Source organism: Pseudomonas sp. P4_C4 (genome assembly GCF_056402055.1).
The window spans coordinates 56,915-70,365 of record NZ_JBFUID010000033.1 but is presented as its reverse complement, the minus strand read 5'-3'; the positions used below and the strand labels follow the sequence as shown (position 1 = coordinate 70,365).

General features: G+C 59.8%; 13 protein-coding genes. 5 read left to right on the top strand and 8 right to left on the bottom strand.

Annotated elements, in window-relative coordinates; genetic code table 11:
- The coding region (locus AC1DXW_RS17945) for a hypothetical protein (RefSeq protein ID WP_477760283.1) at positions 1-205 on the top strand (205 nt) is incomplete at its 5' end.
- A 110-nt stretch (positions 206-315) separates the two neighbouring features.
- Here AC1DXW_RS17945 and AC1DXW_RS17940 read toward each other — a convergent pair.
- The gene (locus AC1DXW_RS17940) at positions 316-2,826 is read right to left on the bottom strand and encodes a putative bifunctional diguanylate cyclase/phosphodiesterase (protein WP_477756412.1); all 2,511 of its coding nucleotides are present in this window, start codon (positions 2,824-2,826) and stop codon (positions 316-318) included.
- 568 nt (positions 2,827-3,394) lie between these two features.
- Complete coding sequence (locus tag AC1DXW_RS17935; protein ID WP_477756411.1) at positions 3,395-3,826, bottom strand: hypothetical protein; 432 nt, start codon at positions 3,824-3,826, stop codon at positions 3,395-3,397.
- Positions 3,827-4,051: 225 nt separating this feature from the next.
- Here AC1DXW_RS17935 and AC1DXW_RS17930 point away from each other — a divergent pair, with 225 nt between their 5' ends.
- Entirely contained in the window at positions 4,052-4,366 is a 315-nt protein-coding gene (locus AC1DXW_RS17930) for a hypothetical protein (protein ID WP_477755983.1), read from the top strand.
- A 295-nt stretch (positions 4,367-4,661) separates the two neighbouring features.
- Positions 4,662-5,024, top strand: coding sequence for an NUDIX hydrolase (locus AC1DXW_RS17925; protein ID WP_477755984.1), 363 nt, complete (start codon positions 4,662-4,664; stop codon positions 5,022-5,024).
- A gap of 175 nt (positions 5,025-5,199) precedes the next feature.
- On the opposite strand, the gene phnE is transcribed toward AC1DXW_RS17925, so the two are convergent.
- From phnE to AC1DXW_RS17895, 6 genes are all read right to left on the bottom strand, one after another.
- Positions 5,200-5,967, bottom strand: coding sequence for a phosphonate ABC transporter, permease protein PhnE (phnE, locus tag AC1DXW_RS17920; RefSeq protein WP_477755985.1), 768 nt, complete (start codon positions 5,965-5,967; stop codon positions 5,200-5,202).
- Positions 5,964-6,791 (bottom strand): PhnE/PtxC family ABC transporter permease, encoded by an 828-nt coding sequence (locus tag AC1DXW_RS17915; protein ID WP_458548710.1) that lies wholly within the window; start codon positions 6,789-6,791, stop codon positions 5,964-5,966. The genes phnE and AC1DXW_RS17915 overlap by 4 nt, the downstream gene beginning before the upstream one ends.
- Complete coding sequence (locus tag AC1DXW_RS17910) at positions 6,785-7,582, bottom strand: phosphonate ABC transporter ATP-binding protein (RefSeq protein WP_477755986.1); 798 nt, start codon at positions 7,580-7,582, stop codon at positions 6,785-6,787. The genes AC1DXW_RS17915 and AC1DXW_RS17910 overlap by 7 nt, the downstream gene beginning before the upstream one ends.
- Positions 7,579-8,430, bottom strand: a complete 852-nt coding sequence (locus AC1DXW_RS17905) for a putative selenate ABC transporter substrate-binding protein (protein WP_477755987.1) — start codon at positions 8,428-8,430, stop codon at positions 7,579-7,581. Before AC1DXW_RS17905 ends, AC1DXW_RS17910 begins: the two co-directional genes overlap by 4 nt.
- Before the next feature lie 423 nt (positions 8,431-8,853).
- A complete protein-coding gene (locus AC1DXW_RS17900; protein WP_477753610.1) occupies positions 8,854-10,032 on the bottom strand; it encodes a trans-sulfuration enzyme family protein in 1,179 nt (392 codons plus the stop codon).
- Positions 10,029-11,405: a pyridoxal-phosphate dependent enzyme gene (locus AC1DXW_RS17895; RefSeq protein ID WP_477753609.1), complete on the bottom strand. Its 1,377-nt coding sequence runs from the start codon at positions 11,403-11,405 to the stop codon at positions 10,029-10,031. The genes AC1DXW_RS17900 and AC1DXW_RS17895 overlap by 4 nt, the downstream gene beginning before the upstream one ends.
- Before the next feature lie 274 nt (positions 11,406-11,679).
- On the opposite strand from AC1DXW_RS17895, the gene AC1DXW_RS17890 reads away from it, so the two are divergent.
- Entirely contained in the window at positions 11,680-13,041 is a 1,362-nt protein-coding gene (locus AC1DXW_RS17890) for a flavin-containing monooxygenase (protein ID WP_477753608.1), read from the top strand.
- The gene (locus tag AC1DXW_RS17885; protein ID WP_046042476.1) at positions 13,041-13,451 is read left to right on the top strand and encodes a RidA family protein; all 411 of its coding nucleotides are present in this window, start codon (positions 13,041-13,043) and stop codon (positions 13,449-13,451) included. Before AC1DXW_RS17890 ends, AC1DXW_RS17885 begins: the two co-directional genes overlap by 1 nt.

Genomic DNA, 13,451 nt, shown 5'->3' with positions numbered 1-13,451 from the left:
GGACAAGGCTGATCGCGCGGTTCAGGAGCTTCAGGAGCAACTGGACTTGGCAAAGATGCTGATGACCCGTCTGCTGGCGGCGAGTTTTGCGTCGACCGGCAAACCTTCCGCGCCCCTGACAAACTGGGGGCTAAATGAGATCGACGTTGTCGAACGGGAGATGGCCTGCTATTTGAATCCTGCTAATGAGGCGAGTGCCGCTTGACAGGTCGCCTCCGGCAGTTGCGGGTGCGAGCCACATTTGAGTCGACCTCTCATCGTCCGCATTGGGTTGAATCCACAGCCGAAAGCGGACGTTCCCAGGCACCTGCGAAGTTATGGCGATTTAGTCTTGGTCCGTGGGAAATCAGTGCTCGCCATTAATCTTTCGTGAACATACGCCTCAAATTGTTCGGCTGGCAGTGGCGGGGAAAACAGGAAGCCCTGGTAGGTCTGGCAGCCATGCTTGACCAGAAAGGTGCGCTGAGCTTCTGTCTCCACACCTTCTGCAATCACCGAAAGCCCCAATATCTGGCTCAGGCTCACAATCGCGCAGGCGATTGCGGCGTCGTTGGGATCAACCAGCACATCTCTGATGAAGGACTGGTCGATCTTGAGTTGATCCAGCGGAAGGCTCTTCAGGTATGACAGTGACGAGTAGCCGGTTCCGAAATCATCCAGCGAAAGGCCTATGCCGATCTCTTTCAACTCGATCATTTTGGCGACAGTACCTTCCATATCCTCTATCAGCAGGCCTTCGGTCAGTTCCAGTTTCAATTTCTTCGGATCGGCCCCCGTGTATCTCAGTACTTGCAGTACCTCCTCGACGAAGTCCGGATGGTGAAACTGGCGGGCGCTGACATTCACAGCCATACCCAGTCGGGCGGTTTCCGAATGCTTTGCCCAGGCAACCAGCTGAGTGCAGGCTGCCTGCAGCGCCCAACGGCCTAACGGCAGAATCAACCCCGTTTCCTCTGCCAATGGAATGAACTCGCCTGGAAACACGACTCCGCGCTCAGGATTCTGCCATCTCATCAGTGCCTCTGCGCCAATGATACGGCCCTCACTATTCACCTGCGGCTGGTAATGAAGAAGGAATTCGTTGTCCTGCAAGCCTTGGCGCAACTCTACTTCCAGTCTGGCGCGTGCCGTGGCAACCGCCTGCATTTCCGGATCGAAGAAGCGCATGGTATTGCGGCCCGCCGCCTTGGCGCGATACATCGCCAGGTCAGCGCGCTTCATAATATCGTCCACTGTGCTCAGCTGCCCCTGGAACAGCGCGATGCCGAGGCTGGGGGTGCTGTGGTGCTCATATCCATCCAACTGGTAGGAAATGTTCAGAGAGTTGAGAATCTTTTCGCCAATAGCCTTGGCCTGGATAGCTGCTTCTGGAGGATTCTCATTAAGGCCATCCAGCAGGACGACGAATTCGTCTCCGCCCAGGCGAGCCACGGTGTCGCTCTCGCGTATGCAGCCGCAAAGGCGCAGAGCAACTTGCTGCAGCAACATGTCGCCTCTGTCATGCCCCAGCGTGTCGTTCAGTGCCTTGAAGTTATCCAGGTCAATGAGAATTATCGCGTTCGTATGCAGGCTACGGGAGCTGCCCGCCAGCAGATGCTGTAACCGGTCCAACATGAGCCGCCTGTTGGGCAGCCCGGTCAACTGATCGTAGAAGGCCAAACGCTGGACCTCTTGCTCAGCGGTCTTACGGTGGGTGATGTCAGTATTGATCGACAGAACGGATTGCGGCTGGCCATCATCGTCTCGCACCAGGGTTCGATGACTTTCGAGCGTGATGGTGCAGCCATCCCGGCGTCGAAGTGTAACTTCGTCCGCCCGGTCACCCGTTTCTATCAGGCTGTTAGTGGCCGCATTGAAAGCGGCGCTACCCTGGTAGATCAACTCCTGTGCCGATTTGCCGAGTGCCTCTTCCTTTGACAGACCGTAGAGACGCTCGGCACTTTTGTTCCAGTACAGGATGCGGTTATCCATCCCGTGAACGACAATGGCGTCCTGGGCCTTGTCCAGCAGCGATGCTTGCTGGCGGGCCTGCTTCTCGCTTTCGCGCAGCACTGCCAGATAACCTTCCCGTTCGGCTGCTTGCGACTCCATTTCGCGCCTGATCTTGCCCCCGTAGATAACGGCCGCACTGACCATCAGTAGCACGAACACCATGATCGCGTATTCGACCCGGCGCAGTTCTTCGACCGACTCAAGCTCCTCCTCCAGGAGCTTGCTTTGAATCAGGCCAACGCGATCCCGCACGGTACTGAGTGAGGCGAGCAACAGGGCAAACTTCCTGTCCATCGTTGCCATGCGTTTGCCAGCATTATCCGACTGCCCCTCCCTGAAGTAGGAAAAGATCAGCAAGGCCTCGTTCACCATTTCGACCATCGCGGCATCAATTGCACCCACCTCATCCTTCAATGCAAGGGTAAAGGCTTGTATATCTGCATTGTGTTCAGCCTCATTGGCGATCCGTACTTCCAACTGTTTTTTGGCCATTGCCAAATGCTCGCTGAAGGCACGCAAGGCTTCATTCATGTTCCGCGATTCGGCTTCAACATCATGTGTATCGAACACATTATTGCCCGGCGCATTGACTTTGGAAGCCAGGCTGCCCAGCGTTGAATAGCTCGACAGCTGTTGGACCCACGACTGGTTTGCCGTGATGGAGCGGTGATAGGTATCGACGATCAGGTGATTCAATAGCACGCTCAGCACAACAACCAGCACGTCGAATCCCGCAAGAAAAAAGTACATGCGGTGCCATTTGGTCGAGCGCGGCTTATTTGAACGGGTGGGTATGGCTTGCTTTGCGGTGCTTTTATTCCTGAAAAAATCCATTTCACAATCTCCAAACATAATCCTTCTAAATTGACCAATAGAAGCGGTATTCGGAAACCAATCAACCTTTTGTGCCGACACCTGAACCTGAGAACACACCGCACGTAGCATTAGCCAAATTTTTTCTCTGCTCTGGATTCACGCTGGTTTTCGTGAGCGAAGCTCCCGAAACAAGCAATAGCTACCGAAGCTATACGTCTTAAGTGTCACGCCAACCAACTATTCGACACTAAGCAATGCATTTGGCGATGCTAATTTCATGGTGAAATTTTTTACTCTCGCAAGCAGTCTCTTAACATTTCGGCGATAAAACGAAATCATTTTCATTTGTTGTGTTTGACATCGTCGTTTCAGGTAACGATTCTCCTCGCTCTCCATTGTAGAACTGAACGTCGGCAATCACTTTTGCCAGATGTTCTGTTCCTTTCAATTTCCTCAGCCTCGTTCTGAGCCTCTGGCGAGCGTGCAGACCAAGGCCTGCATGTCTGGGGTGAACATATCCCCGTTTTCGCAGTGCCCAGCCGCACCGTAGCGAAAGTCGATTCGATCCTGAGTGATCCCGACAGATCTAGTCCAAACCCTGCGCCTGCAGGTGCAGGGTTTGCTCCATGTCTTCCCGAGTGTCGTTGCGGATTTGCGCCCCTGAACTGGATGCTTCACGCAGAATAGTCGGGTGACATAGGGCACGTTGCGGGTCATTTCCGCGCAGCCTGCCGGACTGCCTGATCAGTTTCGACAGCAGACCAAGCATAGCCGCTAATTTGCCATTATTCTGTTCGCCGACTGCTCCAGGTCGGTAGCAGCCCTTGATGGTCGGCAGCTTTCGGCCGATTCTGTTGAAAAAGTCGGTTCGCCCAAACAGCCTGCACATTGACTGGTTAAAACGCCTTTTTTGCACACTGCTACGTGAAATCCGAGTCCGGAAGCCTCTGTCGAAAGTAAAGATTTCAATCTCGGACGCATACTTTTCTGCTGCGCAAACCATGGCCGACTTTTTCAATAGAATCGGCCCGGAACGGACGTTTATAGATACGAGCACTTAACCCAGTGCCAGCTGAGATGCTTGTTCGCAACCAGGTTGGGTTCGCTGATGGGTTACGCTGCCGTTGGTCGGCGCCTTGCGCAGCAGTGCGATAGAAAACTATAGGAATAAACTCTCGTGCCGATATCAGTGAGGCAAGGCCCGCGGGCGCCTGACCTTGAACCTGAGCGATCGAGCACATTGATGAGTGACAAATCTTTGGAAGAAAAAGCGGCAGTGATGGTYGACCCACATGAAACGATGGCCAGTATCGGACAGATCACTGCCGGKCGCGATGCCCTGCAACAGCGCCTGGACAAGGCTGATCGCGCGGTTCAGGAGCTTCAGGAGCAACTGGACTTGGCAAAGAYGCTGATGACCCGTCTGCTGGCGGCGAGTTTTGCGTCGACCGGCAAACCTTCCGCGCCCCTGACAAACTGGGGGCTAAATGAGATCGACGTTGTCGAACGGGAGATGGCCTGCTATTTGAATCCTGCCAATGAGGCGAGTGCCGCTTGACAGATCGCGCACTGAATGCCTACAGGCCGCGTAGATACTGGCTCCAAGCAGAATGCCGCTGTCGGGTTACCACAGCGGTTACCCATCGCGGTGTACCCAAGCTGACTGGGCCTGCATGATCGCAGGCCCTTGGCGTTTCGGGTTGGGGTTACTCATGGGTTATCCCCTCACCAGTGACCGCCGCACCTGGCACTTTTTTGAGTTTGGCTGGCTCTAAACTCTGCGTTCGTCGATAAACGCGCCTTGAAGATGACATTTTTATTACAATTTAATGACATGCCTTCCGGGTCAAAAGATGAAAGTCAGAGCTACAGTCATATGCGAGAGAGATAGGCATATCTTGCTCGTTCGCAAACCGAAGTCAAAATGGGCTTTGCCTGGTGGCAAAGTAGAAACTGGCGAAGCTATCGCTGGAGCTGCTGCTCGAGAACTCCAAGAAGAAACCGGGCTAAATGTTGATCAGCTCCTGTACATTTTTGAGTTCGATGCAGGCAACACACGCCATCATGTTTTTGAAGCCTCTGTCCCGGATGCCGAAAACGCTACGCCTCAAAACGAGATCATCGAGTGCATTTGGCATTCTCTGAACACGTTTCATGACTCAGACACAAGCGATACTACGAAATCGATTGTCAGATCATTTCTACGTCGCCTTTAACTTCCCCCTGGATCGTTCTGGTTCGCACAACGGTTAATCGTCTCTTTGCATCATTCTGAGTGCCCGCAATGGGGCGTTTTCTGCCGGTCATAGCCATAAAACGCGGCAGTCAACTCCATACAAATGGTTGCTCAGCTCCAATGCAATCAGCTGAGCAAATCCATGCAATTCCCCATCAAGCCTTGACCCAGCGCTGGCGACTCCAGCTGCTCAGCCCGTCGACGGCAAACACCAGCAGCAACATCGCCAGGATCACCGTACTGGCCTGGGCCTCCTGGAACAGGCTGAGGCTGACATAGAGCATCTGCCCCAAACCGCCGGCACCGACAAAACCGAGCACGCTGGCCATACGGATGTTGTTTTCCCAGCGGTACAGGATGTACGCCAGCAGTTGTGGAAACAGGTTGGGCAGGGTGCCGTAACAGAAGGCCCAGACCACGTTGCCGCCTTGCAAGCGGATGGCTTCGGCCGGTTGCGGCGGGGTGTTTTCCAGTGCTTCGGCGAACAATCGACCCAGCACCCCGGTGGTGTGCATGGCCAGTGCCAGGGTGCCAGCGTTGGGGCCGAGTCCGGCTGCCAGCACCATCAACGCGGCCCACACCAGTTCGGGAATGGCGCGCAGGGCGTTAAGCACAAGGCGCGACGCACTCTGCAACGGCCAACCGAAACGCCCGGCCGCCGGCAGTGCCAGCACCAGGCCGAATACCGCCGCGAGCAGGGTGCCAAGGGCAGACATCGCCATGGTTTCCACGGCGCCACGGCCGATGGCTTGCAGATGGCCGGCGCTCAGGTCCGGGCTGAGAAAACGCAGCACGTAGGCGCCCATCTGCGCAAGGTTAGCGCTGCCCGTCAGTTCACCGAGATCGATGCCCAGATAGCTGAACGAAGCGACGACCGCTGCGCCAATGCACAGGATCAGCAGCAGGTTGATCAGGCGATTCATGCGAACCTCCAGCGCAACAGGCGGCTGATCTGGTCGGCGAACAGCACCAGGACGAAAAAGGTCAGCAACATGCTCGCCACTTCACCGCCGGCGAACATGCGCAACGACAAATCGATCTGCTGGCCCAGCCCGCCGGCACCGACGAAGCCCATCACCACCGACGCGCGGATCGCGCATTCCCAGCGATACACCGTGTACGACAGCAACTCCGCCGCGACGTTGGGCAGGATGCCATAGCAGAACGCCGCCAACCGGCCACTGCCGGCTTGCAGCAGTGAGTGTGCGGGACGCTGGTCGACCGACTCGAAAATTTCCGCGTAGACCTTGCCCAGCATGCCGCTGTAGGTGATGGCAATCGCCAGCACCCCGGCCGTCGGGCCAAGGCCGACGGCGCGCACGAACAGCAAGGCCCAGACGATTTCCGGCACGCTGCGCAGGAAGATCAGCAATCCGCGCACCGGCCAGCGCAGCAGCCGGCCCAAGGCGCTCGGGCGACCGCTGCGAGAGGCGGCGGACAACGACAGCGCCCGGCTGGCCAACAAGCTGGCAGGCACGGCCAACAGCAAGGCCAAGGCCATGCCGGCGGTGGCGATGGCCAGTGTCTGCAACGTGGCTTGCCACAGCAGCTGAAGGAACTCTTCGCCATGGGCAGGTGGCCAGAAGGCTGAGACAAACCGGCCCATCTCACTCTGGCTGTCGGCCTTGAGCAGTACACCCAGGTCCAATTCGCTGAAATGAATGCCGGGCCACAGCAGAGCAAGTGCCAACAGACTGAGCAGCAGGCGGGGCAGGGTGGCCGGGTCTCGTGTATCGCGCGTCAGCATCGGGGAATCTGCAGGCTCAAGGGCGCCACCGGAACGGGCGGCGATAGCAGTTGTTCGTTGGCGTAGAGCTTGTCGAGCAAATCGTGGTCGACGTTGCTGGCGGGAAGATCGAACAGGACCTGGCCGTCGCGCAAACCGATGATGCGTGAAAAGTGCGTCAGGGCCAGTTCCACCGCATGCAGGCTGGCGACCAGCGTCACGTTGTGCTCCCGGGCGTGGCGACAGAGGATCGACAGGGTGTGCCCGGCCAGTACCGGGTCCATCGCCGACACCGGCTCATCGGCCAGCAGCACTTCGGGCGCCTGGTACAGCACCCGGGCAATGCCCACGCGCTGCAACTGGCCTCCGGACAATTGCTGGCACTGGGCGAACAGCTTGTCACCCAGGTCCAGCTTGACCAGTGCCGCCCGCGCGCCCGGAACATCCACCGGATGCAGCAGGCTCAACAAGCTTTTGGCAAAACCCCATTGCCCCAGCTTTCCGGCCAGCACCGCCGTGACCACTCGCTGCCGCGGTGGCAGCGGTGGTGCCTGATGCACCAGGCCGATGCGCGCCCGCAGCTGCTGACGCCGATGGGCGCCAAGCTGCCAGGCGTGCTCGCCGAGTACCTCGACCGCGCCGTTGTCCGGGCGCAGGGCGGTGGCCAGCACGTTGAGCAGGCTCGACTTGCCGGCACCGGACGGGCCGATGATTGCGACTTGCTCACCGGCACTGATCTGCAGGTCGACCTCATGCAGCGCACGCACGCCATTGCCGTGGGTGAGGCTGACCCGGTTCAGATGCAAGGTCATTTCAGCAGGTCGGCAGCGCGCGCGGCTTCCTCGATGCCCTTGTAGTTCTCAGGCTTGGTCTCGATGAAGCGGCTGGCGGCTTGCAGATCCAGAATCGCTTTTTGCTCCGGGTTGGCCGGGTCGAGCGCGAGGAAGGCCACCTTGATTTTGTTGGCGAGGGCCGGGTCGAGGGTGCCGCGCACGGTCCAGTTGTAGTCGAAGTAGGCCGGCGTGGTGGCGAAGACCTTGACCTTATCGGTATCGACCTTGCCGGCCGCGACCAGTTTTGCCCAGACGCTGGCGTTGAGCACGCCGGCGTCCACTTTGCCCGCCTGGACCCAGGCGACGGTGGCGTCGTGGGCGCCGGAGTAGCCGACACGGCTGAAGTAGGTTTCCGGCTTGATGCCGTCCTGCAGCATGAAATAGCGCGGCATCAAACTGCCTGACGTCGACGAGACCGAGCCGAAGGCAAAGGATTTGCCCTTGAGGTCGGCCAGCGACTTGACGGCCGGGTCGGCGCTGATGAATTTGCTGGTGAACTGCGCATCCTGCTCACGCTGTACCAGTGGAATGGCATTGCCGGTTTTCAGTCGCGCCTGCACGAAGGTGAAGCCGCCCAGCCAGGCCATGTCGATACGGTCTGTGGCCAGCGCCTCGACCACCGCCGGGTAGTCGGACACCGGTACGAACTCGACCTTCATGCCCAGTTGCTTCTCCAGATACTCGCCCAGGGGCTTGAACTTGCGCAGCAGTTCGGTGGGGGCTTCGTCGGGAATGGCGCTGACCTTGAGGGTCTCGGCAGCCTGTGCCAGCAGCGTGGAAAGGGACAAGGTCAGGCCAATGGCCGTTGCCAGGGTACGTTTGAGCATGGAAGTTCTCCGGTTCAATAGCGGAAAAATGTCGATGCGCCCCGCACAAGCTGATTGCTGCACGACGCTTCGTGAGGGTAGACGAAAACGGCGCGATTATAGGGAGTCTTGGGTGCTTGACCAGCCTTGCAGCAAGACTTAAGGCCAAAAAGACCTGTGGGAAAGACCTGTGGGAGCGAGCTTGCTCGCGATGGCGGAGTGTCAGTCAGCATCAATATCGACTGATCCACCGCTATCGCGAGCAAGCTCGCTTCCACAGGGGATCGCTGGTGAACAGCCAATTTTTGCATGACAGACATTCAAGTGTGGGAGCGGGCTTGCTCGCGAAAGCGGTATATCAGTCACATCGATGTTGGATGTGCCGCCGTCTTCGCGAGCAAGCCCGCTCCCACAGGTTTTGCGGTGTCCCACAATTCAGGTGACTTACATCCGCGCCAACGCCTGCGCCAGATCAGCCCGCAAATCCTCCACATCCTCAACCCCCACCGACAACCGCACCAACCCGTCGCCGATCCCCAGTTCTGCGCGGGTATCGGGTGGAATGGTGGCGTGGGTCATGATCGCCGGGTGTTCGATCAGGCTTTCCACGCCGCCGAGGCTTTCGGCCAGGGCGAAGATCTGCACGCTTTCAAGGAAGCGTTTGGCGCCAGCCAGGTCGCTGTTGAGGTCGAGGGCAATCATCCCGCCGAAACCGTGCATTTGCCGTTGGGCCAGTTCGTGTTGCGGGTGCGACGGCAGGCCGGGGTAATACACCCGCGACACTTGCGGTTGGCGCTCCAGCCACTGCGCCAGCTCCATTGCGTTGCTGCAATGCCGCTCCATGCGCAGGGCCAGGGTCTTCACGCCGCGCAGGGTGAGGAAGGCATCGAACGGCCCCGCGATGGCGCCGACGGCGTTTTGCAGGAAGCCCAGGCGCTCGGCCAGTTCTGCGTTCTGCCCGACCACGGCGATGCCGCCGATCACGTCGGAGTGGCCGTTGAGGTATTTGGTAGTCGAGTGCAGCACGATGTCGAAACCCAGTTCCAGCGGGCGCTGGATCCACGGGCTGGCGAAGGTGTTGTCGGCCACGCAGATGATGCCGCGTGCGCGGCAGGTGCGGGCGATGGCGGCGAGGTCCGTGAGGCGCAGCAGCGGATTGCTCGGGGTCTCGACCATGACCATCCGGGTGTCGTCTTGCAGGGAGGCCTCGAACGCCGCCAGGTCGGTCAGGTCGACGAAGCTGAAACGGTGCCCGGCGCTGCGCTGGCGCACCTTGTCGAACAGGCGGAAGGTGCCGCCGTACAGATCGTTACCCGAGACGATGTGCGAGCCGGCGTCGAGCAGTTCGAGCACCGTGGAAATGGTCGCCAGCCCCGAGGCGAAGGCAAAGCCCCGGGTGCCGCCTTCGAGGTCCGCCACGCAGCGCTCCAGCGCCCAGCGCGTCGGGTTGTGCGAACGCCCGTAGTCCAGGCCCTTGTGCACCCCGGGGCTCTGTTGCAGGTAGGTGGAGTTGGCGTAGATCGGCGGCATCAACGCCCCGGTGGATGGGTCCGGCACTTGCCCGGCGTGGATCACCCGGGTGGCGAAGCCCTGTGGCGGGGCGTTTTTATCCTGTTGACTCATGGCAGGGATCTCCGCAGGTGATTGAGCATGTCGGTTCGGGTAATCAGGCCGTGGAAGCCCGAGGCATCCTGGATGATCGCCACCAGCCCACGGCCCAGTTCTGCCTCCAGATCCGCCAGTGAGGCATCGGGGGACAGGGTTTGCAGTTTGTCGGTCATGGCGCTGGATACGGTCTTGCGAAAGTGCGCAACGTCTTCATGCACGCCCAGCAGGATGTCGGACTCGTCGATCACGCCGACCAGTTGCTGCCCCTTCACCAACACCGGCAGTTGCGAGACATCCGCCAGGCGCATGCGTTGAAAAGCCGTCAGTAGCGTGTCATCCGGGCCGACGCTGATCACCCGGCCATCTTCGAAACGCCGCGCGATCAGGTCGCGCAGGTCGCCGTAGTGCTTGCGTTGCAGCAGGCCCTGATCGTTCATCCACTGGTCGTTGTAGACCTTCGACAGGTAACGCGTACCGGTGTCGCAGACGAAGCTCACCACCCGTTTCGGCTGGGTCTGTTCGCGGCAGTAACGCAACGCCGCCGCCAGCAAGGTGCCGGTCGACGAGCCGCCAAGAATGCCTTCGGCGCGCAGCAACTGGCGGGCGTGGTCGAAGCTTTCTTCGTCGCTGATCGAATAGGCGTGGCGCACGCTGGACAGGTCGGCAATCGACGGAATGAAGTCTTCGCCGATGCCTTCCACCGCCCAGGAACCGGGGGTGGGGAGGGTGCCATTGCGGCTGTATTCGGCCATCACCGAGCCGACCGGGTCGGCCAGGACCATTTCCAGGTCCGGCTGCACCCGTTTGAAGAAGCGGGTCAGGCCGGTGAGGGTGCCGGCCGAACCGACACCGACGACGATGGCGTCCACATCGTGCTGGGTCTGCGCCCAGATCTCCGGCGCGGTGCTGCATTCGTGGGCTAGCGGGTTGGCCGGGTTGTTGAACTGGTCGGCGAAGAACGCATCGGGAATGTCCGCCGCCAGCCGTGCGGCGACGTCCTGGTAATACTCGGGATGGCCCTTGCCGACATCGGAACGGGTGATGTGCACCTCGGCGCCCATGGCCTTGAGGTGCAGGACCTTCTCGGTGGACATCTTGTCCGGCACCACCAGCACCACCCGGTAACCCTTGGCGCGGCCGACCAGGGCCAGGCCCAGCCCGGTGTTGCCGGCGGTGGCTTCGACAATGGTGCCGCCGGGGCGCAGGCGACCATCGCGTTCGGCGACATCGATCATCGCCAGACCGATGCGGTCCTTGATCGAACCGCCGGGGTTCTGGGATTCGAGTTTGAGAAACAGTGTGCATGGGCCGGTATCGAAACGGCTGACGCGCACCAGCGGGGTATTGCCAATCAGTTCGAGCACGGCAGGACGGGAATTGTCGGGCATGTCATCACTCCTTGCGTAAATCCGCACTGGATGGACAGCAATCCGCGCCGGGTCTTCGCGTCGGTCGCGGGCAATGCATCGCTTGGACCATAGGCCGGGATCGGGTCGACCGCAACCTTGCACAGCCAACCGGTCGCCTCGACGCTTTTTCCTCTCCAGCGACCACAAAAAACATAATTTCGCTATTTCCCGGCTCCGAACAGAATGCGGCCAACACCCTGACACCGATAGCCGCAGCAGAAGAACAACAGTGATCAGAATCGAGGCGGCAGCCATGACCGACCTGAATCAAACCACCTTTCAGAAGTGCACAGCCATGACAGTTGACAAGACCGAAATTGATACGCTTGTAGTTGGCGCCGGCCAGGCCGGCGTGGCCATGAGTGAACACCTGAGCAAGCTCGGTGTGCCTCACCTCGTTGTGGAGCGCAATCGTATCGCCGAAGCCTGGCGCACCGGCCGCTGGGATTCGCTGGTGGCCAACGGTCCGGCCTGGCACGACCGTTTCCCGGGGCTGGAATTCGACGGTCTGGACCCGGATGCCTTCGCCGGGAAAGAGCAGGTGGCTGAGTACTTCGAAGCCTATGCCAAGAAGTTCAACGCGCCGATCCGTACCGGCGTGGACGTGAAGAAAGTTGAACGTAACGCCGACCGTCCGGGCTTCACTGTTGAAACCTCTGATGGCGTGATCGAAGCCCGGCATGTAGTGGTCGCCACCGGTCCGTTCCAGCGTCCGGCCATTCCGCCGATTGCTCCCGAAATCTCCGGCATCACCCAGATTCACTCCGCCCAATACTACAACCCGCAGCAACTGGCCGAAGGCGCGGTGCTGGTGGTGGGCGCCGGTTCCTCGGGGGTGCAGATCGCCGATGAACTGCAACGTTCCGGCAAGCAAGTCTACCTGTCGGTGGGCGCCCACGATCGTCCGCCCCGTGCCTATCGCAACCGTGATTTCTGCTGGTGGCTGGGGGTGCTCGGCGAGTGGGATGCCGAGGCCATGCAGCCCGGTAAAGAGCATGTGACCATCGCCGTGAGCGGCGCCCGTGGCGGCCACACCGTGGACTTCCGCCGCCTGGCCCATCAGGGCATGAAGCTGGTCGGCCTGACCCAGGCGTTCAACGGCGCAGTGGTGGGTTTCGAAGACAACCTCGCCGACAACATCCAGCGCGGCGATGAAAACTACCTGGCGCTGCTCGACAAGGCCGACGCCTATATCGAACGCAACGGCCTGGACCTGCCGCTGGAACCCGAAGCCCGGGCCATGCTGGCCGATCCGGACTGCGTGACCCATCCAATCCTGGAACTGGATCTGCTCAAGGCCGGCGTCACCACGATCATCTGGGCCACCGGTTACTCCACCGATTACAGCTGGCTGAAGGTCGATGCCTTCAAGGAAAACGGCAAACCGCAGCACCAGCGCGGCGTGTCGGCCGAGCCGGGGGTGTATTTCGTCGGGTTGCCTTGGCAGTCCCGCCGCGGCTCCGCGTTTATCTGGGGCGTTTGGCACGACGCCAAGCACATCGCCGATCACATCGTTAAACAGCACACCTATCTCAACTATCGGGATGCGACCCAGCGTCAAGCCGACGCCGCCCGTGCACCACTTCAGAAAGCCAGCCTCATGGGAGTTCGTTAATGCCTACTCATACCCGCATCCGCATGTTCAACACCAAAGACACCTATCCGAACCAGACGCTGGACAACGATTTGTGCCAGGCCGTGCGCGCCGGCAACACCGTGTATGTGCGTGGCCAGGTCGGTACCGATTTCAACGGTCAACTGGTGGGCCTCGGCGATCCGCGCGCCCAGGCCGAGCAGGCCATGCGCAACGTCAAGCAACTGCTGGAGGAGGCGGGCAGCGACATGAGCCACATCGTCAAGACCACCACCTACCTGATCGACCCGCGCTATCGCGAGCCGGTGTACCAGGAGGTCGGCAAGTGGCTCAAGGGCGTGTTTCCGATTTCCACTGGCCTTGTGGTCAGCGCCCTCGGCCAGCCGCAGTGGCTGATGGAAATCGATGTGATCGCTGTCATCCCTGAATAA

Excerpts from the sequence above, each read along its gene's own strand:
- AC1DXW_RS17940 (WP_477756412.1), bottom strand. The coding sequence starts at position 2,826 with ATGGATTTTTTCAGGAATAAAAGCACCGCAAAGCAAGCCATACCCACC.
- AC1DXW_RS17925 (WP_477755984.1), top strand. The coding sequence starts at position 4,662 with ATGAAAGTCAGAGCTACAGTCATATGCGAGAGAGATAGGCATATCTTG.
- phnE (WP_477755985.1), bottom strand. The coding sequence starts at position 5,967 with ATGAATCGCCTGATCAACCTGCTGCTGATCCTGTGCATTGGCGCAGCG.
- AC1DXW_RS17915 (WP_458548710.1), bottom strand. The coding sequence starts at position 6,791 with ATGCTGACGCGCGATACACGAGACCCGGCCACCCTGCCCCGCCTGCTG.
- AC1DXW_RS17910 (WP_477755986.1), bottom strand. The coding sequence starts at position 7,582 with ATGACCTTGCATCTGAACCGGGTCAGCCTCACCCACGGCAATGGCGTG.
- AC1DXW_RS17905 (WP_477755987.1), bottom strand. The coding sequence starts at position 8,430 with ATGCTCAAACGTACCCTGGCAACGGCCATTGGCCTGACCTTGTCCCTT.
- AC1DXW_RS17900 (WP_477753610.1), bottom strand. The coding sequence starts at position 10,032 with ATGAGTCAACAGGATAAAAACGCCCCGCCACAGGGCTTCGCCACCCGG.
- AC1DXW_RS17895 (WP_477753609.1), bottom strand. The coding sequence starts at position 11,405 with ATGCCCGACAATTCCCGTCCTGCCGTGCTCGAACTGATTGGCAATACC.
- AC1DXW_RS17890 (WP_477753608.1), top strand. The coding sequence starts at position 11,680 with ATGACCGACCTGAATCAAACCACCTTTCAGAAGTGCACAGCCATGACA.
- AC1DXW_RS17885 (WP_046042476.1), top strand. The coding sequence starts at position 13,041 with ATGCCTACTCATACCCGCATCCGCATGTTCAACACCAAAGACACCTAT.